General features: G+C 64.2%; 24 protein-coding genes. 10 read left to right on the forward strand and 14 right to left on the reverse strand.

Features of this window, described 5'->3' with window-relative positions; all coding sequences use genetic code 11:
• Positions 1 to 78: 78 nt before the first annotated feature.
• Positions 79 to 1,452: a M20/M25/M40 family metallo-hydrolase gene (locus tag E5554_RS14370; RefSeq protein WP_136187207.1), complete on the reverse strand. Its 1,374-nt coding sequence runs from the start codon at positions 1,450 to 1,452 to the stop codon at positions 79 to 81.
• Positions 1,453 to 1,554: 102 nt separating this feature from the next.
• On the opposite strand from E5554_RS14370, the gene ettA reads away from it, so the two are divergent.
• Positions 1,555 to 3,240, forward strand: a complete 1,686-nt coding sequence (ettA, locus tag E5554_RS14375) for an energy-dependent translational throttle protein EttA (RefSeq protein ID WP_029547819.1) — start codon at positions 1,555 to 1,557, stop codon at positions 3,238 to 3,240.
• A gap of 288 nt (positions 3,241 to 3,528) precedes the next feature.
• On the opposite strand, the gene E5554_RS14380 is transcribed toward ettA, so the two are convergent.
• The 5 genes from E5554_RS14380 to E5554_RS14400 all read right to left on the reverse strand — a co-directional run bounded on the left by E5554_RS14380 (position 3,529) and on the right by E5554_RS14400 (position 7,341).
• The gene (locus tag E5554_RS14380; RefSeq protein ID WP_136187208.1) at positions 3,529 to 4,533 is read right to left on the reverse strand and encodes a cytochrome c peroxidase; all 1,005 of its coding nucleotides are present in this window, start codon (positions 4,531 to 4,533) and stop codon (positions 3,529 to 3,531) included.
• A gap of 200 nt (positions 4,534 to 4,733) precedes the next feature.
• On the reverse strand, positions 4,734 to 5,201 hold the full coding sequence (locus E5554_RS14385; protein WP_136187209.1) for a hypothetical protein: 468 nt from the start codon (positions 5,199 to 5,201) through the stop codon (positions 4,734 to 4,736).
• A gap of 391 nt (positions 5,202 to 5,592) precedes the next feature.
• Positions 5,593 to 5,874: an acylphosphatase gene (locus E5554_RS14390; protein ID WP_136187210.1), complete on the reverse strand. Its 282-nt coding sequence runs from the start codon at positions 5,872 to 5,874 to the stop codon at positions 5,593 to 5,595.
• Positions 5,874 to 6,689: an NYN domain-containing protein gene (locus tag E5554_RS14395; protein WP_136187211.1), complete on the reverse strand. Its 816-nt coding sequence runs from the start codon at positions 6,687 to 6,689 to the stop codon at positions 5,874 to 5,876. Before E5554_RS14395 ends, E5554_RS14390 begins: the two co-directional genes overlap by 1 nt.
• 13 nt (positions 6,690 to 6,702) lie before the next feature.
• Positions 6,703 to 7,341 (reverse strand): carbonic anhydrase, encoded by a 639-nt coding sequence (locus E5554_RS14400; RefSeq protein ID WP_136187212.1) that lies wholly within the window; start codon positions 7,339 to 7,341, stop codon positions 6,703 to 6,705.
• Between the two features lie 38 nt (positions 7,342 to 7,379).
• Between E5554_RS14400 and lipA the strand changes: the two genes are divergently transcribed.
• Both lipA and E5554_RS14410 read left to right on the forward strand, forming a co-directional pair.
• Entirely contained in the window at positions 7,380 to 8,360 is a 981-nt protein-coding gene (gene lipA / locus E5554_RS14405; protein ID WP_037506899.1) for a lipoyl synthase, read from the forward strand.
• Between the two features lie 7 nt (positions 8,361 to 8,367).
• Positions 8,368 to 8,844: a type II toxin-antitoxin system RatA family toxin gene (locus E5554_RS14410; RefSeq protein WP_010339373.1), complete on the forward strand. Its 477-nt coding sequence runs from the start codon at positions 8,368 to 8,370 to the stop codon at positions 8,842 to 8,844.
• Here the strand turns inward: E5554_RS14410 and E5554_RS14415 are convergent.
• Positions 8,790 to 9,308, reverse strand: a complete 519-nt coding sequence (locus E5554_RS14415; RefSeq protein ID WP_136187213.1) for a CinA family protein — start codon at positions 9,306 to 9,308, stop codon at positions 8,790 to 8,792. The two genes, E5554_RS14410 and E5554_RS14415, sit on opposite strands and share 55 nt — an antisense overlap.
• A 7-nt stretch (positions 9,309 to 9,315) precedes the next feature.
• Entirely contained in the window at positions 9,316 to 10,497 is a 1,182-nt protein-coding gene (locus tag E5554_RS14420) for a bifunctional 2-C-methyl-D-erythritol 4-phosphate cytidylyltransferase/2-C-methyl-D-erythritol 2,4-cyclodiphosphate synthase (RefSeq protein ID WP_136187214.1), read from the reverse strand.
• A gap of 116 nt (positions 10,498 to 10,613) precedes the next feature.
• On the opposite strand from E5554_RS14420, the gene dusB reads away from it, so the two are divergent.
• From dusB to hflX, 7 genes are all read left to right on the forward strand, one after another.
• Complete coding sequence (gene dusB, locus E5554_RS14425) at positions 10,614 to 11,636, forward strand: tRNA dihydrouridine synthase DusB (protein WP_136187215.1); 1,023 nt, start codon at positions 10,614 to 10,616, stop codon at positions 11,634 to 11,636.
• A complete protein-coding gene (locus E5554_RS14430) occupies positions 11,633 to 12,742 on the forward strand; it encodes an ATP-binding protein (protein WP_037491486.1) in 1,110 nt (369 codons plus the stop codon). Before dusB ends, E5554_RS14430 begins: the two co-directional genes overlap by 4 nt.
• Positions 12,742 to 14,184 carry a nitrogen regulation protein NR(I) gene (ntrC, locus tag E5554_RS14435; protein ID WP_136187216.1) on the forward strand — a complete coding sequence of 481 codons (1,443 nt, stop codon included), beginning with the start codon at positions 12,742 to 12,744 and terminating at the stop codon, positions 14,182 to 14,184. The genes E5554_RS14430 and ntrC overlap by 1 nt, the downstream gene beginning before the upstream one ends.
• Before the next feature lie 98 nt (positions 14,185 to 14,282).
• Complete coding sequence (locus E5554_RS14440) at positions 14,283 to 16,538, forward strand: ATP-binding protein (protein ID WP_136187217.1); 2,256 nt, start codon at positions 14,283 to 14,285, stop codon at positions 16,536 to 16,538.
• The gene (locus tag E5554_RS14445; RefSeq protein ID WP_004212586.1) at positions 16,528 to 17,901 is read left to right on the forward strand and encodes a sigma-54 dependent transcriptional regulator; all 1,374 of its coding nucleotides are present in this window, start codon (positions 16,528 to 16,530) and stop codon (positions 17,899 to 17,901) included. The genes E5554_RS14440 and E5554_RS14445 overlap by 11 nt, the downstream gene beginning before the upstream one ends.
• A gap of 156 nt (positions 17,902 to 18,057) precedes the next feature.
• A complete protein-coding gene (gene hfq / locus E5554_RS14450; RefSeq protein ID WP_004212587.1) occupies positions 18,058 to 18,540 on the forward strand; it encodes an RNA chaperone Hfq in 483 nt (160 codons plus the stop codon).
• A 75-nt stretch (positions 18,541 to 18,615) separates the two neighbouring features.
• Positions 18,616 to 19,947, forward strand: coding sequence for a GTPase HflX (hflX, locus tag E5554_RS14455; RefSeq protein WP_136187218.1), 1,332 nt, complete (start codon positions 18,616 to 18,618; stop codon positions 19,945 to 19,947).
• Positions 19,948 to 20,046: 99 nt separating this feature from the next.
• Here hflX and E5554_RS14460 read toward each other — a convergent pair whose 3' ends face one another.
• The 6 genes from E5554_RS14460 to E5554_RS14485 form a co-directional block, all read right to left on the reverse strand.
• Complete coding sequence (locus tag E5554_RS14460; protein ID WP_136187219.1) at positions 20,047 to 20,952, reverse strand: 5'-methylthioadenosine/S-adenosylhomocysteine nucleosidase; 906 nt, start codon at positions 20,950 to 20,952, stop codon at positions 20,047 to 20,049.
• Positions 20,949 to 22,280 carry an NCS2 family permease gene (locus E5554_RS14465; RefSeq protein WP_136187220.1) on the reverse strand — a complete coding sequence of 444 codons (1,332 nt, stop codon included), beginning with the start codon at positions 22,278 to 22,280 and terminating at the stop codon, positions 20,949 to 20,951. The genes E5554_RS14460 and E5554_RS14465 overlap by 4 nt, the downstream gene beginning before the upstream one ends.
• 124 nt (positions 22,281 to 22,404) lie before the next feature.
• Positions 22,405 to 22,908 (reverse strand): GNAT family N-acetyltransferase, encoded by a 504-nt coding sequence (locus E5554_RS14470; protein WP_136187221.1) that lies wholly within the window; start codon positions 22,906 to 22,908, stop codon positions 22,405 to 22,407.
• Complete coding sequence (gene mazG, locus E5554_RS14475; RefSeq protein WP_136187222.1) at positions 22,881 to 23,651, reverse strand: nucleoside triphosphate pyrophosphohydrolase; 771 nt, start codon at positions 23,649 to 23,651, stop codon at positions 22,881 to 22,883. Before mazG ends, E5554_RS14470 begins: the two co-directional genes overlap by 28 nt.
• A gap of 135 nt (positions 23,652 to 23,786) precedes the next feature.
• On the reverse strand, positions 23,787 to 25,532 hold the full coding sequence (locus tag E5554_RS14480; protein WP_136187223.1) for an ABC transporter ATP-binding protein: 1,746 nt from the start codon (positions 25,530 to 25,532) through the stop codon (positions 23,787 to 23,789).
• Positions 25,529 to 26,491, reverse strand: a complete 963-nt coding sequence (locus tag E5554_RS14485) for a hypothetical protein (protein ID WP_136187224.1) — start codon at positions 26,489 to 26,491, stop codon at positions 25,529 to 25,531. The genes E5554_RS14480 and E5554_RS14485 overlap by 4 nt, the downstream gene beginning before the upstream one ends.
• Position 26,492: the final 1 nt, after the last annotated feature.

Consider the following 26,492-nt stretch of genomic DNA (forward strand, 5'->3'; position numbering starts at 1 on the left):
GCGCTGCACAAATCAATGCTTTTCTGACGTCGGTGAAACGGCAGAATCACGCGACGGGGCGTTCTCTACTATAAAAGTTCAGTTAATGCCCAATGTTTCTGGCGCATTCGCAGCAATGTTCAGCGTGACCGCCCAGGCGGCGACATTCTGGCGCAGCTGCGCCGGATCGATCTTGTCCAGCGTGTCGTCAGGCGTGTGGTGAATATCGAAATAGCGGGTCCCGTCCTGCTGCAGGTCGATCACCGGAATGCCGGCCTCGACCAGCGGTTCGATGTCCGATCCGCCATGCGCCTTGTCACGGCTCGGCACGATACCCAGCGGTGCCAGTCCCTGTGCAATCCGGGCCGAAAGCGCTTCATGGCTGGCGGGCAGGGTGAAGTCGACCTTCCACACCTTGTCGGCGCCAAAGTCCGATTCCAGCACCAGGGCATGTGGCTCCTTGCCATGGGCGGCATAATAAGCGCGGCCGCCATTACCGCCCACTTCCTCGGCACCGGCGAAGAGTATGCGGATCGTGCGACGCGGCGCGCCGGCTTTGGCGACCTGCAACGCGGCAGCGGCGACGATGCCGCAGCCCGACGCATCGTCGATCGCTCCGGTGCCCTGGTCCCAGCTGTCGAGGTGACAGGCGGCGACAATGACGCCGGCCTTGGGATCGCTGCCGGGGATTTCGGCGATGACATTGCCTGACGGCTGGTCCTTCGCCGTCTTCGACACGGCGGTCAGGTGGACGCGGACCGGCTGGCCGCGCGACACGACGCGCGCCATCTGCTCGGCATCGGGTACGCTGACGGCCACGGCCGGGATCGGCGTCACGCCATCGGCCCACATCTGTACGCCGGTATGGGCGATGCGATGATGATCGGTGCCGATCGACTTCACCAGGATAGCGATCGCGCCCTTCTTGGCGGCGATGCTGGGGCCCTGGCGACGGGCGGCGCCATAATAGCCATAGCCCGACCCGTCCTGGGCGGCGACCATGTCATGGCTGACGAACACGATCTTGCCCTTCACCGCGCTGTCCGGCGCAGCCTGCAGGTCGGCGATGGTCGGGAAATAGGCGATTTCGCCCTCGACCCCCTGGGCCGGGGTCGATCCGCTGTTGCCCAGCGCCGCGACGACCAGCTTCTGCGGGAAGGGAGCGATGATCGCTGCTTCGTCATGGACGCGTTCCCACAGCGGCATCTTATAAGGCTCGATGCGGACGTTGGCGAAGCCCAATGCCTTGAGCTTGGCGGCGGCCCATTCGCGCCCGCGCGCTTCCTGCGGCGTGGCGGCCGGGCGCGGACCGACTTCGGTCGTCAGCCCTTCGGTAATGTCCCAGGCGACATCATCCTTCAGGGCGGCTTCGCGAATCGCGGCGTCGCTGGCCGGGGCGGCCTGGACCAGAGCGGGGGTGAAGATGCTGCCAAGGAGCAGGGCGGCGAGCGGGCCCGATCGGATTTTCTGCATGGCTGAAGGCTTACTCAGACATACCCCATTTGCCAATGGCTTCCGCCTTCGCTAATTCGGCGAAAATTTTCCTGTCCATACCCTTTGGAGCTGCGCGAACCCATGTCCGCCTCATCGCAATATGCCTATGTCATGAAGAACATGACAAAGACCTTCCCCGGCGCGCCCAAGCCGGTGTTGAACAACATCAATCTGCAATTTTATCGCGGGTCCAAGATCGGCATCGTCGGCCCAAACGGCGCGGGCAAATCGACCCTGATCAAGATCATGGCCGGCATCGACACCGACATCAGCGGTGAGGCGTGGCCGGGTGAGAATGTCACCGTCGGCTATCTGCCGCAGGAGCCCCAGCTCGACCCGACCAAGAATGTGCTGGAAAATGTCAAGGACGGCGCTCGCGAGATGGCGGACAAGCTGGACCGCTTCAACGAGATCAGCATGATCATGGCCGATCCGCCGGAAGATGTCGATTTCGACGCGCTGATGGAGGAAATGGGCACGCTGCAGGAACAGATCGACGCCGCCGATGGCTGGACGCTCGACAACCAGCTCGAAATCGCGATGGAAGCGCTGCGCTGCCCGCCGTCGGACTGGTCGGTGGAAAGCCTGTCGGGCGGTGAAAAGCGCCGCATCGCACTCACCCGCCTGCTGATCCAGAAGCCGGACATCCTGCTGCTTGACGAACCGACCAACCATCTGGACGCCGAAAGCGTCACCTGGCTGGAAAATCACCTCAAGGAATATGCCGGGTCGGTGCTGATGATCACCCACGACCGCTATTTCCTCGACAATGTCGTCGGCTGGATCCTGGAACTCGATCGCGGAAAATATTTCCCGTACGAAGGCAACTACTCCACCTATCTGGAGAAGAAGGCCAAGCGTCTGGAGCAGGAAGACCGCGAGGCGACCGGCCGCCAGAAGGCGATCAATGACGAGCTGGAGTGGATCCGTCAGGGGCCCAAGGGCCGTCAGACCAAGTCCAAAGCGCGTATCGCCAAGTTCGAGCAGCTGGTCGCGTCCCAGGAAAATCGTGCGCCCGGCAAGGCGCAGATCGTCATCCAGGTGCCCGAGCGTCTGGGCGGCAAGGTGATCGAGGCCAAGGGCATTTCCAAGGCCTATGGCGACAAGCTGCTGTTCGAGGATCTGTCCTTCATGCTGCCGCCGGGCGGCATCGTCGGCGTGATCGGCCCGAACGGCGCGGGCAAGTCGACCCTGTTCCGGATCATCACCGGTCAGGAAACCCCCGATTCGGGCGAGATCGACATCGGTTCGACCGTGCGCCTGGGCTATGTCGACCAGAGCCGCGACCATCTCGATCCGTCGAAGAATGTCTGGGAAGAAGTCTCGGACGGTCTCGATTACGTCAAGGTCAACGGCCATGACATGTCGACCCGTGCCTATGTCGGCGCCTTCAACTTCAAGGGCCAGGATCAGCAGAAGAATGTCGGCAAGCTGTCGGGTGGTGAGCGCAACCGCGTCCACATCGCCAAGATGCTGAAGCGCGGCGGCAACGTGCTGCTGCTCGACGAACCGACCAACGATCTTGACGTCGAAACGCTGGCGGCCCTGGAAGAGGCGATCGAGAATTTCGCCGGTTGCGCCGTGGTCATCAGCCATGACCGCTTCTTCCTCGATCGTCTCGCCACCCACATACTCGCCTTCGAAGGCGACAGCCATGTCGAATGGTTCGAAGGCAATTTCGAAGCCTATGAGGAGGACAAGCGCCGTCGCCTGGGCGATGCCGCCGATCGTCCGACGCGCCTCGCCTATAAGAAGCTGACGCGCTGATCTGATCGGGAGGCTGGAAACGGCCTCTCGCTAAATGGCGTCAGAACAATGATTTGAAACGCCCGGTGCCCCTCGGGACACCGGGCGTTTTGTCGTCCCATCGCCCTGGCGGTAATGAAGTTGCAATATCTGCAACGCCGGTGCCGCCCTTCGCAATTGCGAAAGAACGCGCTGCGCTGCACATAGGAGAGGCCTTTCAGGCATCCTCTCCTAAAACTTATCAAGGCCGGCCTTTCGGGGCCGGCCCTTTTTTTGTCCGTGGAACGCGTGTTTTCAGGCGGGCACAGCTCACGCGGGGATGGGGCAGGACGCGGCAGGCCGGCCCAGTGCGGCATTCTTCAGGAAATCATGGTCCGTCAGCGCGTCGAGAAAGGCGAGCAGGACAGGCATGTCGACATCGACCAGCATCGGCGCGGCGTGGCGGCGGATCGCCGATTCGATCGTCGGCGACTGGCCATCGTGCAGCCAGGGGCCAGTGACGGCGACATTGCGCAACGACGGCGTGCGGAACTGCTCGGGCGGCGGCTCGAAGCCCGGCGGCAGGGGCTTGCCGCCATAGGCAGCCGCATCGACCTCCTGCGGCGCAGCGGTGCCGACATAATGGGTCTTGCTGTCGGTGAAGTCCGGCCCGGAATGGCAGCTGCCACAGCCCGCTGCGGCGAATTGCCTGGCCCCACGCTGAGCCAGTGGCGACAATGTGCCGCGATCATGGGCGCTGCCGAAGGAAATCATCGTGCGCTGGAACGCCGCAAGAGCCGCGGTCACCCTTGCAAAGCCCAGGTCATTGGGTGCGTCGGGGAAGGCGGCCGCGAACATCCGGCGATAGCAGGGATTGGCGCCGATCCGCCGAGCCAGCCCGACATCATCCTGGGCCAGCCCCATCTCGACCGGCTTGGTCCCGGTCATCGGCACCATCGCCTGCTGCTCCAGCGTCGACAGGCCGGCCTCGGTCCAGGTCAGGCCGCTGCGCCAGGCGACATTGGCAAGGCCGGGCACATTGCGCACGCCCATTTCACCCATCACGCCCCGATGGGTGGCAAGGCCATCGGCAAAGCCCTTCTCCTGCTGGTGGCAATCGGCGCAGGCCATGCTGCCATCGGCCGACAGGGCGCGATCATAAAAGAGCCGGCGGCCAAGCGCGACCTTGGCCGCGCTCATGCCGTTGTCGGACGGGATGACGGGCGCTGCAACGCCAGCGGGCAGGGCAGGCCAGCGCCAGGCGGGACGCGCAGCCCCCAGTCCCGTCGCCAGCAACGTCGCCGCCCCGATGATCGCCGCTCCACCCACTCGCATCCGCCGTCCCCTTCGCCGCGCATGACGAACCAAGGCTGACCGATCCGCAGGCTGGGGTAAAGGGGGAGGGAGCGGTCATGCTCGATGGAAGTGAATAATAGTGCTCGTCGCCAAATGCCCTTGCTTCGGGCGACGTCGGATGCTCCCTGTCGACCAGAAGGTTGTTGAGGTCCGGTTAGGGGAATGGCAACTTCGGGTGGTTAGCTGCCGTTCGCGCGATCGCGGTTTAGCCGGCTGTTCAGCCAGAGGCACGCTGCCGTTATGACAAATGGGGCGAGCAACATTGCGAATGCCCCTCCCATGTCTACGCCAGAGCCGTCCGGGTTACGCTGATAAGCGATGCCCTTTTGAAGCCACCACCAAGTCAACCAAGCCGAAACCCCGAGGCCCGCCAGCCAAGGGACGACATGCTGCCGCCCCTGAAAAGCTAGAGCAATCAACGGCATCGCAGTGAATAGAGCGTTCAATACAAATATGCTTGGTTCGTCGATGGCGACGGGTCTGCCAAGCGCACTGCTGAACAACACCCTATCCGCGCCTTGGATAACGAAGCCCAGTGTCACCGCGAGCGCAATCAGGATTGGATGGCGACGCAAGCGCTGCATGAAGGTCATGCTATGCAGACTGCCCAAATCCATGAATGTCTGCAAATGGTCGTTAGATACCATCGCAAATCCGCCAGCCATGCGAGGCGGGTCTGTCCTATTTTGCCCAATCCTGATCTACTCGGGCCATGAAAAAAATCGCCCCGATCTCGGCCGTTCAACCAACTCTGTCGCTTCGTTGTCGCCTGGCCGTCGCGTCAGCGGCGCGCGGGGGTGACCCTGGCAATGACCCCGCTGGCGCGTCGTAGGCGCGTGGGTGTCGCGTCATGGGCGCGTGGCAGGGGCAAAAGGCCCGAAATGGCCCGACGACACTGTGAACTTCGGACGAAAATATGCCGTCGCGTCGATTGCTGTGCTGACCGCCGGATGTTTCCACTGTCCTACAGGCCGTCACCCAGCCTAAATTCTATCGGCTCTTTGATCTGTCGAGACCCTATCGCGCCTCATGGCCGCGTCAGGCTGTCGGCTTTTTCTCGAAGCCGTTCAGCGCTTCGACCGGCACATCGGTCGCATCGATCCGCGCGACATTTGCTGCGGGCGGGCCATCCTGTGCCAGCGTGACGAAGCGATCGATCATGTCCGCATCGCCCTGTACCAGTGCCTCGACACTGCCATCCATCCGGTTGCGGACCCAGCCGGTCAGGCCCAGGCCGCGCGCGGCGTCGACCGTCCAGTTGCGGTAGAAGACGCCCTGCACCCGGCCGAGGATCATCAGGTGGCGGGCAACGGGCGGCATCAGCGGATCCGCTTGATCCAGGTCTGACCGCCCTCGCGCACTTCGGTGGTGAAATTGGGGATGGCGGCGACCAGGTCAGATAGGCGCTTGAAGCCATAATTGCGCACATCGAAGCTGGAGCGGTTGCCGACCCGCTGGCCGACCGGCCCCAGCGCGACGAAACCGCGCTCGTCCCGCTTCGCCTCGTCATAGGCGTCGATCAGCAGGCGCACGACTTCCGGGTCCACCGCCGCGCCTGTGCCTGCCGGTGCAGGCGTCGCCGCCGTCGGGGGCGAGGCCTGCGTTGCGGCGGGCTTTGCAGCCGCGCTGCTCTTGGCCGGCGTCTTCTTCTTGGGTGCTGCCGCCGGTTTGGCCACCGGCACCTCGACCGGGCGCAGCGCCGCGACGTCGATGAAGCGGGTGCAGGCGCGGCGGAAGCCTTCGGGCGCATTGGCGTTGCCGAAGCCATAGACCGGAATGCCGTCCTGGCGCAGGCGCGTCACCAGCGGGGTGAAGTCGCTGTCACTCGACATCAGGCCGAAGCCGTCGACGCGCCCGCTGGACAGCAGGTCCATCGCGTCGATCGTCATCTTCATGTCGGTGGCGTTCTTGCCCTTGGTCAGGTCGAACTGCTGCTGCGGCTCGATCGCCTGCGCGACCGACAGCGCCGCCCAGGTCTTGAGCGTCGCCTTGTTCCAATTGCCATAGGCGCGGCGGATATTGACCGTGCCGAGTTCCGCCAGCACGGTCATCACCGCATCGAAATGGGCCGCCGAAGCATTGTCCGCGTCGATCAGCAGGGCGATATTGCCGCGCCCTTCCTGCCGCATGGGCATGATGCGCCTCCCGTCAGGCTGCGGCGAAGACGCCGGTCTGTTCGTCCAATATGTGGAGCTGGCCATCGGAAATGGCGAAGAAGCTGCCGACCAGCTTCAAGTCGCCGCTCTTTTCCTTGGCGCGCACGCAGGGGAAGCTGCGCAGGTTGGTAAGGCTGACCTTCACGCCTTCCTGCTCCATGGCGCGCTCGACCTCCCGGTCGCGCTGGTCGCCATAGCGGTCCACCACCACGTCGCGAGCATCATCGAGCAGTTGGATCCAGTTATGGATGAAGCCGCCTTCACCCGGAGGCGCGTCCTTGAGGTCATGGCTGAGCGCTGCCTTGCAGCCGCCGCATTTGCCATGCCCCATGACGACGATCTCGCCGACCTTGAGCACCTGAACGGCGAATTCCAGTGCCGCTGACACGCCGTGCCAGCCCGGATTGGTCTCGAACGGCGGCACCAGCGCGGCGACATTGCGCACGACAAAGATTTCGCCGGGGCTGGTGTCGAAGATCTGGGCCGGGTCGACTCGGCTGTCGGAACAGGCGATCACCATCACCCGGGGGCTCTGCCCTTCGTTGAGTTCGTCCCATCGCTCGCGCTGCTGGGACCAGCCGGTGTCACGGAAGCGGCGATAGCCTTCGAGCATGTCTGCAAAGTCGGTCATGATGATTGATGTGCCGCACAAAGAGAGGGCTGGCAAGTATGGTCCTGCATCGCTATCTGGGGCCGATGAACGACATTGCCCCGATCCCCGTCCCCGGTCAGCCCGCCGCGACCGAGCGTGCCCGCAAGCCCGACTGGATCCGCGTCAAGGCGCCGACCAGCCCCGCTTATCACGAGACGCGCAAGCTGATGCGGGAAAAGGGTTTGAACACGGTCTGCGAGGAAGCGGCCTGCCCGAATATCGGCGAATGCTGGACCAAGAAGCACGCCACGGTGATGATTTTGGGCGATGTCTGCACCCGCGCCTGCGCCTTCTGCAACGTCAAGACCGGCATGCCGCGCAAGGTCGACGTCAACGAGCCGCAGAACCTGGCCGATGCCGCTGCCGAGATGGGGCTGGAACATATCGTCATCACCTCGGTCGACCGCGACGACCTGCCCGATGGCGGCGCCAGCCAGTTCGTCAAGGTGATCGAGGCGCTGCGCCGCACGACGCCGGGCACCACGATCGAGATCCTGACCCCGGACTTCCGCAACAAGCATGAGCGCGCGGTCGCGATGATCGTCGAGGCGCGCCCGGACGTCTACAACCATAATCTGGAGACGGTGCCCCGGCTCTACCCGACCATCCGCCCTGGCGCGCGTTACTATGCGTCGCTGCGTCTGCTGGAGAGCGTCAAGAAGCTCGACCCGTCGATCTTCACCAAGTCGGGCATCATGCTGGGCCTGGGCGAAGAGCGCCTGGAGGTCCACCAGGTTATGGACGACATGCGCTCGGCCGATATCGACTTCCTGACCATGGGCCAATATCTGCAGCCCACGCCCAAGCATGCCAAGGTGATGGAATTCGTCACCCCGGCGGCGTTCAACGCCTATGCGGCGATCGCACGCGCCAAGGGCTTCCTGCAGGTCGCATCGAGCCCGCTGACCCGGTCGAGCTATCATGCTGGCAAGGATTTCGCCGAGATGCGCGCCGCGCGCGAGGCGAAGCTGGCCAAGGCGGCCGTCGCGAAGGCCTGACCGGCGAATGCCCAAGCATGAAGAGACCCGCCAGCTGCCCTATAGTCCGGAACAGATGTTCGACCTGGTGTCGAACGTCTCGGCCTATCCGCAATTCCTGCCCTGGGTCAGCGCGATCCGTATCCGGTCGGATAGCGAGAGCGAGATGGTCGCGGACATGATCGTCGGCTTCAAGGGGATCAGCGAGAGCTTTACCTCGCGCGTCCACAAGCATCGCCCGGACCATGTCCGGGTCGACTATCTCAACGGCCCGCTCAAGCATCTCCATAATGAATGGCGTTTCCGCGACGACGGGCAGGGCGGCGTGCTGGTGGATTTCGAGGTCGAGTTCGAATTCAAGAACCGGATATTCGAGATGCTCGCCGGCCAGTTTTTCGACAAGGCGCTGCGCAAGATGATCGGCGCGTTCGAGACGCGCGCGGCGGCGCTTTATGGCGCCGGCGAATCGGGCAGCAGCAGTTCGAGCGCACACAACGCCGCCTGAAGGCGGACGCCACCGCGGCCATTATCCGCGAAATGATGCATGTCGGCCACGACCTTGTCGGGGCTGCCGCCGCGTTCGGCGCGGGCGAAGACAACGGTGCCGACCGGCTTTTGCTCGCTGCCGCCGCCCGGCCCGGCGATGCCGGTGATGGCAACCGCCACATGCGCATGGCTCTTCTTGAGCGCACCCTGCGCCATCGCCCAGGCGGTGGCGATGGAGACTGCGCCGAACGTGTCCAGCACATCGTGCGAAACCTTCAAAAGTTCGGCCTTCATATCATTGGAATAGGTGATGAAACCGGCCTCGAACACGTCCGACGATCCGGCGATTTCGGTTAGCGCTGCGGAGACCAGGCCGCCGGTGCAGCTTTCCGCGACCGCCACGGTGCGACCGGCGCGGCGGTTGGCGATGATGACCTTTTCGGCAAGGTCGACGAGTTGGGCGGGCAGAATGGTGTTGGGCATGGTCGGCTCAGAATAGCGTGGGGAGGGAGAGGGTGGCAACCGCCTGCGCGGCGATGCCCTCGCGCCGGCCGGCAAAGCCCAGTCGCTCGGTCGTGGTCGCCTTGACGCTGATGCGATCCAGCGGAACGTCCAATATCTCGGCAATCCGCGCACGCATGGCGTCCCGATGCGGCCCGATCTTGGGCGCTTCGCAGATGATGGTGAGGTCGACATGGTCGATCCGGCCGTCCCGTTTCAGGACCAGATCGCGGGCATGGGCGAGAAAGCGATCCGATGAGGCGCCGCGCCATTGCGGATCGGACGGCGGGAAATGGCTGCCGATATCACCATCGGCGAGCGCGCCGAGGATCGCATCGACGATGGCATGGAGCGCGACATCGGCATCGCTGTGGCCGGCGAGGCCCCGATCGTGCGGGACCAGCACGCCGCCCAGCCACAATTCTTCGTTGGGCGCGAGGCGATGGACGTCATAGCCCATGCCGACGCGGGTGGTGCGGGCGCTGCCCAGGCGTGCCTCGGCACGGGCGAAATCCTGCGGGTAGGTCAATTTCTCAAGCCTTTCATCGCCTTGCACCAAAATGACGTCATGGCCCCAAGCGCGCAATATCTGGGCATCGTCGGTGACTTCCTGTTCCTCGTCCCAGCCGCGATGGGCAGCCAGGATGGCCTCGAAGCGGAAGGCCTGCGGCGTCTGCACTCGATGAAGGTCGGCGCGATCTACGCCATCTGCCATGATCTCGTCATTGGCGCGAACCAGCGTATCGGCGACGGGCAGGGCGGGGATCGCGCCTTCGGCATCTTCCAGTGCGGCCAGCAGCCGGTCGATCACCCATGCGGGCAGGAAGGGGCGTGCGGCGTCGTGGATCAGCACGATATCCGCGCCACCGGCCGCCGCGATCGCCTCCAGCCCGGCCCGGACCGAACCGCGCCGGCTGTCCGCGCCGGTGACGAAATGGGCGACCCGGTCGCCGAGCGCAGCCTGCGCGCGGCCCTCCTCGCCTTCGCCCAGAACGATGTGGATGGCCGACACGCCGCCATGCGCCGTCAGGGCGTCATGGGCATGGGCCAGCACGGACTTGCCGCCGATCTGCCGATATTGTTTGGGAATGTCGCCACCGGCCCGGCTTCCCTGCCCGGCGGCGACGATCAGCGCGACGATCCTGCTGTTCGATGTCATGCTGCGGCGCATAGACGCTCTGCCCCATGCTCGCCAACTACTAAAGCGCTACACATGGTCCGGGGCCCGCCTTGTCGTCGCGGCCATTTTCGGCTAAGGGCTGCCTGTTTTTTAGGCAGTGATAGAAGATGACGCGCAGGCTTTCCCCCATTTCCGTTGGACCGGTGACGGTCGACATGCCGGTCATATTGGCGCCGATGACGGGCGTAACCGACATGCCCTTCCGCACGCTGGTCCGCCGTTTTGGTTCGGGTTTGAACGTTACCGAGATGATCGCCAGCGCGGCGATGATCCGCGAGACGCGCCAGTCGCTGCAGAAGGCCGCCTGGCATCCGCTGGAAGAACCGGTGTCGATGCAGCTCGCGGGCTGTTCGCCCACCGAGATGGCCGAGGCGGCTAAGCTCAACGCCGATCGGGGCGCGGCCATCATCGACATCAACATGGGCTGTCCGGTGAAGAAGGTGGTCAATGGCGATGCCGGTAGCGCGCTGATGCGCGACCTGCCGCTTGCGGCCGCCCTTATCAAGGCAACGGTCGAGGCGGTCGATGTGCCCGTCACGGTCAAGATGCGGATGGGCTGGGATCATAGCAGCCTCAATGCCCCGGAGCTGGCGCATATTGCCGAGGATCTGGGCGCCAAGCTGATCACTGTTCACGGCCGCACCCGCTGCCAGATGTACAAGGGCAGCGCCGACTGGGGCTTCGTCCGCTCGGTCAAGGATGCGGTCAAGCTGCCGGTGATCGTCAATGGCGACATCTGCTCGATCGAGGACGCGGAAGCCGCGCTCGACCAGAGCGGCGCCGATGGGGTGATGATCGGCCGTGGCGCCTATGGCAAGCCCTGGCTGCTGGGCCAGGTGATGCACTGGTTCGCCACCGGCGAGCGTCGTGCCGACCCGAGCCTTGCCGAACAATATGATCTGATTACAGAACATTATCGCATGATGCTCGATCATTATGACAATATGACTGGCGTCAACATGGCGCGCAAGCATATCGGCTGGTACACCAAGGGCCTGACCGGATCGGCGGAGTTCCGCAACACGGTCAATCAGGAGGCGGACGCGCAGCGGGTGCTGGATATGCTGGCTGCCTTTTATGAGCCGCTGATCGCGGCGGATGAACCGGCGGTGGCACTTCAGGCTGCATGACCATGCCATTGCCGTCCCTCCCGCCGCTTCAGATGCAGCAGGATGGACCATCCCTGTCGGAACTGATGACGGCACTGCCGGTCGCGACCTTGGTTGTGCGGCCGGACAACGGCATTGCCGACGCCAATGTGCGGGCGGAAACCCTGCTCAACATGGCGCGGTCGGCAATCATCGGCAGCGATGTGGCGCGCACGGTGCGGATCGCCGAGGCTGGTGCCCGGTTCGATATCTGGCACAGCAACAAGCCGATTGCCGCCTATGACATCAAGGTCCATGCCGGGCGCACCGCCGAGATGGAGGTCGATCTGATGATTTCCCCCATCGTCGATCATGAGGGCTGGCGGGTCGTGTCGATCCACGCGCAGGGCCAGGCTCGCAAGATCGGCCATCGCGGCACGGCGGGCGGCGCGCGATCCGCGGTCGGTGCCGCGGCGATCCTGGCGCATGAGATCAAGAACCCGCTGTCCGGCATTCGCGGCGCGGCTCAGTTGCTGGAGACGAGCAACGGCGGCAGCGATGCCGCGCTGACCCAGCTCATCTGCAACGAGGTTGATCGGATCGCCGCCCTGATCGACCGGATGCAGGATTTCACGACCGACCGCACGCTGGAATGCGGCCCCGGCAATATCTATCCGCTGATCGATCGCGCATCCCATATTGCGGCGGCCGGATTTGCCAAGAATGTAAAAATCATAAAGCGTTATGATCCATCTTTGCCATTCGCGATCATCAATGACGATGCACTGGTGCAGGTGATGATCAACCTGCTGAAGAATGCGGCGGAAGCGCTGGAGCATGTCGAGCAACCCTGCATTCGCGTCGAGACGGCGTTCCGGCATGGCATGTCGGTGCTGGTCGGCGATCGCAAGGGCAGCGCCGTTCTGCCGATCGAGATCGTGGTGATCGACAATGGGCCGGGCGTGCCCGAACATATTCTGGACCACCTCTTCAACCCGTTCATCACGGGCAAGCGGGACGGGCAGGGGCTTGGCCTGGCACTGGTAGATAAGTTGGTGAGGGACATGAGCGGTTTCGTGCAATATTCCCGCGATCAGGAAGCCGGGGAGTCCACCTTCCGCATCCTGCTGCCGATGGGAATGGGCTGATGGCCGCGACAGGCACGGTCCTGGTCGTCGATGATGATCCCGCCATCTGCGTGGTCGTGGGGGAGGCTCTGCGGCGCCAGGGGCACAAGGTGAAGATCGCCGGATCGATCCGCGAGCGCACGGCGTTGATGGAGAGTTTTTCGCCCGACATTCTGATCACCGACGTCATGCTGCCGGACGGCGATGGGCTGGATGGCGTGGCGGAGATTATCGAGCGCAAGCCCGACCTGAATGTTATCATTCTTTCTGCACAGAATACCCTGAACACCGCCATCCGGGCGACCGAGAAGGGAGCGTTCGAATATCTACCAAAGCCGTTTGATCTCAATGAGTTGACGCGCGCTGTTGCGGACGCCTTGGGGCATCGATCGGGCGGGACGGACACGAGCGAGCAAGGATTGCCGCATGACGGCCTGCCGCTGGTGGGGCGATCGCCTGCGATGCAGGAAGTCTATCGCACCATTGCCCGCGTTCTTTCCAATGATCTAAGCATCCTGGTGCTGGGCGAGTCGGGAACGGGCAAGGAGCTGGTGGCCGAAGCCATCCATAGCCTGGGCCAGCGACGCACCCGTCCCTTCGTCGCGATCAACATGGCGGCCATTCCGCGCGAACTGATCGAAGCGGAACTGTTCGGCTATGAAAAGGGCGCCTTTACCGGCGCGCAGGCGCGGACCGCCGGCAAGTTCGAACAGGCGCAGGGCGGCACTTTGTTCCTGGATGAAATCGGCGACATGCCGATGGAGGCGCAGACAAGGCTGCTGCGCGTGCTCCAGTCGGGCGAAGTGACCACGGTCGGCGGGTCGAAGCCGGTCCGCGTCGATGTCCGCATCATCGCCGCCACCAACAAGGATCTGCCGCGACTGATCGAGGAAAACCGGTTCCGTCAGGACCTCTATTATCGGCTCAATGTCGTGCCGGTGTCGCTGCCGCCTTTGCGTGAACGGCGCGAGGACGTGATCTTGCTGGCCCGCCATTTCCTGGATCGGGCGGCGCAGGACGGCTTGCCGCGCAAGGCTCTGGCCGAGGACGCCGCGCAGCTGCTGATGGCCTATCATTGGCCCGGCAATGTCCGCGAGTTGCAGAATATCATGCAGCGACTTGCCGTGCTGAGCCGCGAGAATGTGATCGCGGCGGACATGCTGCGGCATGCGCTGCCGCTGGATGCCGTGCCAGCCGATCATGCCGCGCCCGCAGGGCAGCTTGCGCAGGCCGTGCGGGAATGGACCAAGCGGCAACTGGGCGTCGGGCTTGGACAGGCCAATCCCCAGTTGCACGATAATCTGCTGACGGTGATCGAGCCGATCCTGTTGCAGGAAACGCTGGCCAGCGTCGACGGCAACCAGATCCGCGCCGCCGGCCTGCTAGGGATAAATCGCAACACGCTGCGCAAGAAGCTGACCGATTATGGCCTCGACCCACTACAATTGCGCCTGAGCGATTAGCGAGGGCGAGACGAAGCGCCCAATCGCATCGACCAGCGACATGGTTTTATGTAAAAACTGTGTTTGATCGGGCACGGCATTGTTGTAACGAAGCCACTATGACTGGTGCGGTGACAATCCCCCGACGGGGGCAGGCTTGGGCAAGGCTGATCCGGCCTTACCTGCGCAACGGTCGCCTGGCCGCCGCGATCGAAGCGGTCACGCTCATCCTGTTTCTCGGCACCGCTGGCCTGACCTATCGCCTGCTGTCCGGGCAGGACCAGTCCTACACCCTGCTGACCCCGCCGATCGTGGCGCTGTTGCTGGTCGCCAATCTGGTGCCGGCGATCGCGCTGCTGATGCTGCTGGGGCGCCGCGTAGCCAAGCGTCGGGCCGCGAAATCCGCCATCGGTAGCGATGGTCAGCTCCACGTCCGCCTGGTGGCGATCTTCTCCGTCGTGGCCAGCGTGCCGATGCTGCTGGTGGTGATCTTTGCGTCGCTGCTGTTCCAATATGGCGTGCAATTCTGGTTTTCGGACAGCGCGCGCGGCATGCTGCAGAACGCCAGCGATCTGGCGCGCGGCTATTATGAGCAGAATTTGCGCGAGGTCCGCGACGAGACGCTGACCATGGCGAGCGATCTGCGCGACTATCTGGGCCAGTCGAGCGTTTCGAGCCCGCGCTTTGCCGAGGGCTATATCTATCAGGTGGTGACGCGAAAGCTGAACCGGTCGGCGATCATCGAGATCGGCAAGGACGGCGTGGCGCGGACCGCTGCGACGGTCGATCCCGAGAGCCGGCCAGCGTCCGAAATGCTGTCGGCCGATGTGGTCAAGCGCCTGGCGTCCGGCGAGGATGTGGTGGTGGCGGCCAAGCCGAACCAGATCGAAGCGGTGACGCTGCTATACCCCAATTCCAAAATCTACCTCTATGCCACGCGCAATGCCGGCAGTTCGTCCTTCTCCAATGTGGAGCGGGCGCAGAAGGTGCTGGGCGATTATGATCTGTTCGCGGCGCAATCCCGCGCGTTGCAGTTACGGTTCAACCTGTTGCTGTTCGTCGGATCGCTGTTGCTGGTCGGCATCGCCGTCTACATCGCGCTGGCGGTCGCCGACTGGATGGTGCGGCCGGTCAATGAGCTGGTGACAGCGGCCCGCAAGATCACGGCGGGCGACCTGTCCGCGCGCGTGACCAGCCCGGCCAGCCGGGATGAAATCGGCACGCTTGCCTCCGCCTTCAACCGCATGACCCAGCGGTTGGAAGCGCAGACCGGCGCGCTGGTCGCGGCCAACAGTCAGCTTGATGAGCGGCGTGCCTTTATCGAGGCGATCCTGTCGGGCGTGAGTGCCGGCGTGCTGTCGGTGGACCGCGGCGGCGTGATCCAGTTGCTGAACAGCTCGGCCGCTGCGATCCTGGTGCGTGAAGGCGATGATCCGGTCGGACGGCCGCTGGCCGAGATTTCGGCTGAGCTGGCCGAACTGGTTGCGTCGCAGGAGGATGCCGGGATTGTCCAGGTGCGCGCCCAAGGCGACCTCCGCACGCTGGCGGTCAAGGTGTCGGAAGATGTGTCCGGCCATATCCTGACCTTCGACGACATCACCCAGCAATTGTCGGATCAGCGGCGTGCAGCCTGGTCGGATGTGGCGCGGCGCATCGCGCATGAGATCAAGAACCCGCTGACCCCGATCCAGCTGGCAGCCGAACGCCTGCAGCGCCGCTATGGCGAGGAGGTGACGAGCGACAAGTCGACCTTTGCACGCCTGACCGGCACGATTGTGCGGCAGGTGGGTGATTTGCGCCGCATCGTCGACGAATTTTCCTCCTTTGCGCGCATGCCCAAGCCGGTGTTCCGGCGCGAGGCGCTGGGCGACATCGCCCGGCACGCGCTGTTCCTGCACGAAGTGGCCCATCCCGATATTCGCTTCGCCTTCGACGCGGATGCCGGGGACATGGAGATGGTGTGCGATCGCCGGCAGCTTGGCCAGGCGCTGACCAATATCGTCAAGAATGCGGTCGAGGCAATCGAGCCGAAGCCGGCGCCCGAGGATGGCGGGGTGCGTGGCCATGTGCGCATGCGCCTGCATGAGGCTGACGGTGCGCTGGTGATCGAAGTGCGTGACGACGGCATCGGCCTGCCGCCCGAGCGTGAACGCATCCTGGAGCCTTATATGACCACCCGGTCGAAGGGGACGGGTTTGGGCTTGGCCATCGTCAAGAAGATTGTCGAAGAACATATGGGCGAAATCCGCTTCGATGACGCGGAAGGCGGGGGCGCGCGGGTGACGCTGCGCTTCCCTGTCGCGGCCCTGGAGAAACTGGAAGAGGGGCAGGTGGTTGCCTTGCCCAAAGGAAAAGTGACGGCCAATGGCGCTTGATATTCTGATAGTCGACGACGAAGAGGACATTCGCGATCTGGTTGCGGGTGTGCTGGAAGATGAGGGTTTTACCACCCGCACCGCCGCCAATAGCGACAGCGCGATCGAAGCGCTGGACAGCCGGCGCCCCTCGCTGGTGCTGCTCGATGTCTGGCTGCAGGGCTCGAAGCTCGACGGGCTGGAACTGCTAGACGAGATCAAGCGGCGTGACGCGACCGTCCCGGTGCTGATGATTTCCGGCCATGGCAATATCGACACGGCGGTAGCGGCGATCCGCAAGGGCGCGGCCGATTTCATCGAGAAGCCGTTCGAGGCGGACCGGCTGCTGCATCTGGTGGCGCGCGCCACCGAGACCGAGCGGCTGCGGCGCGAGAACCAGACGTTGCGCGCGCGCTTTGGCCAGGATGATGAGCTGACCGGCACGTCGGCATCGATCAACGGCGTGCGGGCGACGATCAAGAAGGTTGCAGGCACTGGGAGCCGGGTGCTGATTTCCGGGCCGGCCGGCGTCGGCAAGGAAGTCGCCGCGCGCATGCTGCACAGTTGGAGCGGTCGCGCCGATGCGCCCTTCATCATCGTCGCCGCGGCGCGGATGGACCCGGACCGGGTCGAGGAGGAACTGTTCGGCGTCGAGGATCCCAGCGGGCTGGTGCGTCCGGGCTATCTGGAACAGGCGCATGGCGGCACGCTCTATCTGGACGAGATCGCCGACATGCCCGTCACCACCCAGGGCAAGATATTGCGGGTGCTGACCGACCAGAGCTTCACCCGCGTCGGCGGGCAGCGGCAGGTGAAGGTCGACGTTCGGGTGATTTCCTCGACCGCGCGCAACCTGACGGCGGAAATCGAGGAGCGGCGCTTCCGCGAGGATCTCTTCTATCGGCTCAATGTGGTGCCGTTGCAGATTCCGTCGCTGTCCGAGCGGCGCGACGATATTCCGCCGCTGGTCGAACATTATCTGGCGCGCTTTGCCGCCGATCGCCGGGTCAATCCACCCGAGATCGCGAGCGATGCCATGGCGGCGCTGCAGGCCAATGAATGGCCGGGCAATGTCCGTCAGCTGCGCAACGTGATCGAGCGGACGATGATCCTGGCGCCGGGGGACCGGATCGGCCGGATTGAACTGGACATGTTGCCGGCCGAACTGACGAGCGGCGGCGGCGGGGATGGCATTGGCCAGTCGGCGATCATGGGCGCCCCGCTGCGTGAGGCACGCGAAAGTTTCGAGCGGGAATATCTGCGCATCCAGATCCGCCGCTTTTCCGGCAATATCTCGCGCACCGCGACCTTCATCGGCATGGAGCGGTCTGCGCTGCACCGCAAACTGAAATTGCTGGGTATTACCGACGGAAAGGACGGCTGACGCTAGGGAAAATCCGGATGGCGATGTCAGGCATGGACGCCCCTTCGCAATTGCGGTAGGATTGCCCCGCCCTCGACAAGCGGGGGCAGGCAAGACACCTCCGCCCAGAGGTGCGAGAGCGGGTAACGTCCCGCCAATAAAGGACTGGCAAAAACCATGGCCGACAAAGTGAACAACCTTCAGGATATTTTCCTCAACAGCCTGCGCAAGTCGAAGACCCCGGTGACCATGTTCCTGGTCAAGGGCGTGAAGCTGCAGGGCATCATCACCTGGTTCGACAATTTTTCCGTGCTGCTGCGCCGGGATGGTCAGTCGCAGCTGGTCTATAAGCATGCCATTTCGACGGTCATGCCGGCCCAGACGATGGACCTGACCGATCTGCGCAAGGCCAGCGACGGCAATGGCAAGCCGCGCCTGCTGCAGGAAATCTTCCTGAGCGCCGTGCGCAAGTCGGGCAGCCCGGTGACCATGTTCCTGGTCAACGGCGTGATGCTCCAGGGCGAGATCGCCGCCTTCGACCTGTTCTGCATGCTGCTCGAACGCGACGGCATGGTGCAGCTGGTTTACAAGCACGCCATTTCGACCGTGCAACCGCTCCATTCGCTCGACCTATCGGGCGAGAACGAGCAGGACGACTGATCGTCCATGCCGCATCCGGTCTTCCCGCCGATCCGCGCGGGTAGACCGGAGCGCGGCCAGATGCTCTAAGCTGACATGGCCATATTCAATCGCGACTCCGAGGACGAAGTGGCGCGCGGTGCGCGTGCCGTCGTCGTGCATGCCGAAACCCATGGCGGCGACCGCCGCGACAGCGACGCCCGGCTGGAGGAAGCCCGAGGCCTCGCCCTGGCGATCGGCATCGATGTGCGCGCCGCCCAGAGCTTCCGCGTCCGTGACCGCAAGCCCGCCACCCTGTTCGGCAGCGGTCAGGTCGATCAGATCGCTACGCTGGTGAACCAGGAAGAGGCTGAACTGGTCATCGTCGACAATGCGCTGAGCCCGGTGCAGCAGAGCAATCTGGAAAAGGGAACCGGCGCCAAGGTCATCGACCGCACCGGGCTGATCCTGGAAATTTTCGGCGAGCGCGCCGCCACCAACGAGGGGCGGCTGCAGGTCGAACTCGCCCATCTCGACTATCAGGCAGGCCGCCTGGTGCGCAGCTGGACCCATCTTGAGCGCCAGCGCGGTGGCTTCGGCTTCCTCGGCGGTCCGGGCGAAACCCAGATCGAGGCGGACAGGCGCATGATCCGCGACCGCATGGCCAAGATCCGGCGCGAACTGGATCAGGTGACCAAGACGCGCGGCCTGCATCGCGCCCGGCGCCAGCGTGCGCCCTGGCCGGTGATCGCGCTGGTGGGCTATACCAATGCCGGCAAGTCGACGCTGTTCAACCGCCTGACCGGCGCCGAGGTGATGGCCGAGGATCTGCTGTTCGCCACGCTCGACCCGACGATGCGGCAGATCGTGCTGCCGGGTCTCGACAAGGCGATCCTGTCCGACACGGTCGGCTTCGTCTCCGACCTTCCGACCCAATTGATTGCGGCTTTCCGTGCGACGCTGGAGGAAGTGCTGTCGGCCGATATCATCGTCCATGTCCGCGACATCGCCCATCCCGATACCGAGGCGCAGCGCGACGACGTGCTGGACGTGCTGAGCGAATTGGGGGTGGCGGGCGAAGGCGCGCTGGAGCGTGGCGATGGCGAGGCTGATCCGCCGCCGATCATCGAGGCGTGGAACAAGCTGGACCTGCTCGACACAGAGAGTGCCGCGCAGGCGCGCGAGATTGCGGCGCGGCATGATGATGTCGTTATCATCTCTGCCTTGACCGGCGAAGGTGTCGAGGGGCTGCAGCGGGCGATCAGCAGCCGGCTGACCCGTGGCGCACGGGTTCACAGCCTGCGTCTGCCGATCGCCGATGGGGCTGCCCTCGCCTGGCTGCACGAGCATGGCGAGGTGCTGGCAACGCGGCCGAGCGAAGCGGAGATGCAGGTGGATGTCCGCCTGTCCGACTCCGGCCTCGCCCGCTTCCTCAAGCGCGACCGTTAGAGCAAATTCCGATCCGACTGCGTCAGATCGGTTACTCTAAGTTTTTGGTTTAACGCGTTTTCCGAGTCATCAGGTGATTCCACCTGATTACAAAACTCTTTAATCGGGCAGTCGCGCCACGAAATCCTGCACGACGCGGGCCGAATTGGCCGAGGCGAGCGCCATGAAGACGCTCATCTGGTTCTGCTCGGCGTCGCCGCCCGCGAGATCCGAGAGGCTGCGGAAGGCGAGGAACGGAACGCGGTTGGCATAAGCCACCTGCGCGACGGCAGCGCTTTCCATGTCCAGCACCTGCGCCTGGAAGGTCGCGAACAGATATTGGCGATAGGCGGCATTGTCCATGAAGGCGGGGCCGCTGATGCCGCGCCCGCCGACATGCAGGCTGGGCTGATGCGGCAGGCATTTCGCAGCGGCCGCATCGGCGCAGCGGGCCAGGCTTTCCGAGGATGACAGGGCGCGGGCGATGGCGAGCAAAGCGGGATCGGCCGGGAAGGCGCGGTGCCAGCTCTTGGCTTCGGTCTCATTGCCGACCTCGACATCGCGCGGGAAGATCATGCCATAATTGGGCAGATTATTACCTGGCGTGCGGAAGATCGGCGCATAGCCGCCCGGCGCCTCGCGCGCGATCGTGCTTTCCATGAACTGGCCCCAGTCGGCCGCGACCACGACATCGCCGATATGCAGCGACGGATCGATGCCGCCGGCAATGCCGGAAAAGAGAATGCGCTTCACCGCGAAGCGATCGACCAGCCATTGGGTGGTCATGGCGGCATTGACCATGCTGACGCCGCTTTCGACCAGCAGGACCGGCTTGCCGGCCATCTGGCCGAGTGTCACCGGTACGCCGTTCACGCGGACGGTCCGCGGCTGCTCGATCCGGCCGACGAGCGCGGCATGTTCGGGCGGGAAGGCGGTCATGATCGCGGTGCGGGGCCGCTCATCGAGCTTCTGGGCGAGGGCGGGGGTAGCGGTCAGCAGGCCGACCAGGGCGAGGAGGAACTTCATGCGGCGGCAACCCAGGCAAAGCGGATGACGATCAATATGGCGAGCAGGAAGAGCAGCCAGTCGGCGCGGCTCATCTTGCCGCGCAGCAGCTTCAGGATCGCATGGGCGACAATGCCGAAGGCGATGCCGTTGGCAATCGAGAAGGTGAGGGGGATGAGCGCGAGGGTGAGGAAGGCGGGAACAGCCTCGAACGGTTCTTCCCAACTGACCTCGACCAGCGGCGCCATCATCAGGCTGCCGACCAGGATCAGCGCTGGCGCCGTCGCATAGAGCGGCACCAGGCCGGCATAGGGCGCGGCGAAGATGGTGATGAGGAAGAGGAGCCCGGTGACGATGGCGGTGAGGCCGGTACGGCCGCCCGCGGCGACGCCCGCTGCACTTTCGACATAGGAGGTGACTGTGCTGGTGCCCGCCGTCGCGCCGACCATGGTGGCGGCCGCGTCGGCGATCAGGATGCGGTTGAGATTGGGCACGCTGCCGTCCGGGCGGGCGAGGCCGGCACGCTTGGTCACCGCCATCAGCGTGCCGAGATTGTCGAAGAGGTCGACGAACAGGAAGACGAAGATGATTTCCAGCACGCCGATGCCGTGGCTGCCGGCGAAGACCGCGCCAAGATCGAGGTGGAAGGCGGTGCTGCCGAGCGCCGAGGCATCATAGGGCGTCGGCGTGAAATGGAGGGCACCGACCAGCCAGCCGAGCAGGGTGGTGGCAACGATGCCGATCAGGATCGCGCCGCGCACCTGGCGGATCGACAGGCCCGCGATCAGCGTCAGGCCGAACAGGGTGAGCAGCACCGGGGCCGAGCGGAGGTCGCCGAGCGCGACCGAGGTGGCGCTATTGGACACGACGATGCCGGCATTGCGCAGGCCGATGAAGGCGATGAAGAGGCCGATGCCGCCGGCGACCGCCGCCAGCAGGTGCGGCGGAATGGCGGCCAGGATCATCTGGCGGATGCCCGCCAGGGTCAGCGCCAGGAAGGCGATGCCCGAGAGAAAGACGCAGCCGAGCGCGACCGGCCAGGGGATGCCGAGGCCCAGCACGACCGAATAGGTGAAATAGGCATTGAGCCCCATGCCCGGCGCCAGTGCCAGGGGCACGTTCGCGACCATCCCCATCAGGATGCTGGCGAAGGCGGCGGCGAAACAGGTTGCGGCCGCCACGCCGACCAGCGGCATGCCGGCCTCACCCAGGATCGCCGGGTTGACCAGCACGATATAGGCCATGGTGAGGAAGGTGGTGATGCCGGCGATGATTTCCGTGCGCACATTGCTGCCGCGCGCGGCCATCTGGAAACGGTTTTCCAGCCAGGATGAGAGGGAAGCGGTCATCGCGCGCAACCGGGCAGGAAAAGGGAAGGGGCCATGGCCGGCCCGGACAGCGAAGTTGACACCAGATACCCCCTATGCGCGATGGTCGCGATTGCGCGCCCTATGCCGCTGCGCACGCGCCGCGTCAAAGGTAACGATGCATCACAAATGTGTCGACCAGCCCGTGTGTCGGATGGGCAAAGGCGCCGGGCACGCGGCCGACAATGGCAAAGCCCATCGCCTGCCACAGCGCGACCGCGCGGCTGTTGGAGGAAACCACGAAATTATACTGCATGGCGCTGAAACCGAGATCGCGGGCCAGATCGAAGGAGGCCGCGCACATGCGCCGGGCAACGCCACGTCCGGTGGCGTGGGCAGCGGTGACATAGCCGGCATTGGCGACATGGTTGCCACCGCCCGGCTGATTGGCGCGGACGTAGAAGATGCCGAGCAGGGCGCCATCCTCCTCGACGACGCGGACGGTGCGGTCTGGGGACAGCCACAGGGCAAGGGCATCTTCGCGGCCGATCGCGCGATCAACCGCCAGCGTTTCGCCGGCGCGCAGCACGGGTTCCAGGATTGCCCAGATACCGTCATGATCCGCCGGCGTGACCGGCCTGATTATTCCGCCTGCTTCGCCTGTTGCCATAGCGCTTCCTTCTCGTCGAGCGACAGGCCGACAAACGCGTCGCCGGCGATTGCCTCCATCTGACGGAAACGACGATCGAACTTGGCATTTCCACCACGCAGGGCGACTTCGGGGTCAATCTTGAGATGGCGTGCGAGGTTCACGACGGCAAACAGCAGGTCGCCGACCTCTTCTTCCCGATGGGCATGGCTGGTCGCGCTGGCGACCTCGTCCAGTTCCTCATGGATCTTCGCGATCGCGCCCTGGGCGTCGGGCCAGTCGAAGCCGGTGCGGGCGGCCCGCTTCTGCAGCTTTTCGGCGCGCAGCAGCGCCGGAAGCGCCTGTGCCACGCCGGCCATGGCGCTCGGGTCGGGGATCTTGTCGGCGCGCTCGGCCGCCTTGATGCTTTCCCATTGGGCATGGCCATCCTCACGCCGGGCGCCTTCGCCAAAGACATGGGGATGACGCCGGATCATCTTCGCCGCGATGCTGTCGATCACGTCCTGCAGGCGGAAATGGCCGGCCTGTTCGGCGATGCGGCTGTGGAACACGACCTGCAGCAGCAGATCGCCCAGTTCATCGCGCAGGTCGGCCATGTCATTGCGCTCGATCGCATCGGCCACTTCATAGGCTTCCTCGATCGTATAGGGGGCGATGCTCGCGAAATCCTGCTCGACGTCCCAGGGGCAACCGGTGTCCGGATCGCGCAGCCGCGCCATGACATCGGCGATCGGCATGATATCGGCGGGACTGGCTTTGGACATGGGAACCTTCGCATTGGCTGCTGATGGGCCTGCGGATAGGCGTTTGCCGGATACAAGGCCACCCCCGATGTCGAACGGGGCGCCGATAGGCGGATATGGTGCCGATGAGGATGCGCCTCGGAGCCTGTGGGAGGATTATTCCGCTGCGGCGACGACGTCCTCGTCCTTGACCGCATTGTTCGTCCGGACCTGCACGACCCGACCCCGGTCAAGATGAACGATGATGTCGGCAAGTGCGACGAGCGATGCCGTATGGGCTATGGCCAATATGGTGATATGGCCCCGCAAACCGGCAATCGCGGTTTCGATCTTGGTCTGTGCGTCCATATCGAGAGCACTTGTCGCCTCGTCCAGGATCAGCAGTCTGGGATGGCGCAGCAGCGCGCGAGCGAGGGCGATGCGCTGCCTTTCCCCGCCGGACAGACGGCTGCCACGATCGCCGACCACGGTATCGAGCCCCTGGGGCAAGGCGCCGACGAACTGCCGGGCGTTGGCGGCATCGAGGGCGTTCCACAACTCCTCATCGCTCGCATCCGCCTTGCCGATGCGCAAATTGGTTGCGATGCTGTCATGCAACAGGAAGACATCCTGGGGCATATAGGCGATCTGGGACCGCCATTGCCGATCATCCTGGGCAAGGTTGACACCGTCGACCAGAATCTGGCCTTCGCTGGGATCGAGCAGCCCCATCAGCATGTCCGCGATGGTGCTCTTGCCTGCACCCGAAGGCCCGACCAGGGCAATGATCTTGCCGGCGGGCAATTCCAGATCGAGGTTCGCGATCGTCGGCGTGTCCGCGCCGTGATGGGTGATGGATACGCGATCGAAGCGGACATGCCGGGTCAGGAGCGGCATTTCAACGCGCTCCGGCCCGGCGGTGCGGTTCTGCTCCGCCGTGAAGATGCGCAGGAGCCTGGCGACATTCTCATAGCCGGGCAGGCAGAGGAGCAGTTGCTGGAGCGTGCTTTGCAGGGCGTTGAAGCGCGGCGCGAGGCGCATGAACAACAGCAGCATCGTCATCAGCTGCGGCAGGGGCAGCGCGATCACGGCATAGGCCACATAGACGAACAGGGCTGCGGCCGCACCGCTTGCCAACTGGAACAGAGCGGTGCTGTTGGATGTCAGCCGGGCGAACTCGACAGTGCCGACGCGCAGCGTTTCCAGCAACCGATCCAAGCGTTGGAGATAATAGGGTTCGCTGTTGAAAGCCTTGGCGATCTTCATGCCGGTGATGAATTCGAACGCGACATATTGCCGTTCCTGCAGGGAATTCGACATGGATTGCGCATGGCGGGCGATCTTCCGGCGCACCGGATACAGGCCGAACAGGGTTGCTGCGCCAACGGACATGGCGAACAACGTCATCTGCCAGGATATCAGCGTGGACAGCAGGCCGTAGAGCGTCAGCCAGATGATATTCTGACCAAATGACATGAGGCTGAAGACTGCGACCTGGATGCGATCGACATCGTTGCTGAGCGCATGGTTGAGATCGGACCCGCGCATGTTCGCGACCAGCGACCAGCGACCATAGCCGATGGCCGTGAACAGGCGCATGCGGATGTCGTCTACCGCCTGCTGCATCGTCCGGGTCATGAGGAGGAGGCGGCGGCGCGACACCAAGGCCTGAAACACCATGAGGCACAGCATTGCCGTCAGCAACCAGCCGAGCGATATGCTGCCAATCCAGGGTAGTTGAATGCTGCTCTGGGCCGCACCATGATTGGTGCCGATCAGTTTCAGCAACGGGATCATCGCCAGCAGCGAGCAGCTTTCCAGAATGCTGCCGATCAGGATCAGCAACAGGATGACGGACGCCTGTCGGCCATATCCCCCAAGGGAAAAGCGTGCGAAGTCGCTGATCTGACGGAACTGGTTCACCGATGGTCCTCGCAGTCGGTGCGGACGAGTTCGACTGTCTCTTCCAGTCGATTGAGGGCATGCGGGACGTGCAGTGTTGCCACCTGGACGCAACGGGCCAGGGCAGCGCAGCCCTGCATGTGACGGGCCTCGTCGGCGGGCGAGAGCGCTGCCTTCCCGAAACGGGTTATGTAGGAGTAGCGCAGGATCGCCGACAGGGCCTGGGTTCCGGCAAGTCGGGTGAGGCCGGGCTGATCCCCCACGCGGTCGAGAACATAGAGGCGTTCGGGTTGAAGCTGATCATGGCGGAAATCGCCCATCAAGCGATGCTGGCGTTTGGAAAAGCCGGGATAGACCAATGGCAATGGCTGTGCTTCAGTCAGTTGCATGGCGTCTGCGGCCTCTTCCGCGAGCTTGAGCTGGCCATAGGCCGGCAGGATTTCGAGCGTGCCGTCCGGGTTCTCGCGGATCGCCAGGAGGTCGTCCGTCAGCAGACGATGGCCCGCCCGGAGGAAGGCTGCGGCGGTGGTGGATTTGCCCGCCAGTTTGTCGCCAACGAAGATGACGCCATGCCCGTCGAGGTCGATCGCGCTGGCGTGGAGCGTGATGTAGCCGCGCATGTGCAACGCCAGCGCCATGATCGGCCCCAGCAGAGGAAAGGGGAGGTAGGTCACGGGCGTATCGGGATAGGGCTGAATCTCGATGAGGTCGGGGCCATGGAACTGGAAGGCCGCAACGTCGGGCCATGCCAGGAAATGCGTTCCGTCCGTGCGGAACTGCGTGATCACGCCCTCCTCGCGCGACGGCAAGGGCAGATCGCGGCTGTAGATGATGCGGATGTCGGGCACGGATCCCGCCGGGGCGGTCGTCAGTTCCGGCAGCGGAACATCCGATTCGATCGTCAGCCCAAAGGCACGATAAAAGGACGAGGCCTTGCCGGCGGGGGCAAGGGCGGGCTGAGGCGTTGGGCCCATCTTCATG

Source organism: Sphingobium sp. PAMC28499 (assembly GCF_004795815.1).
GTDB classification, from domain to species: domain Bacteria; phylum Pseudomonadota; class Alphaproteobacteria; order Sphingomonadales; family Sphingomonadaceae; genus Sphingobium; species Sphingobium yanoikuyae.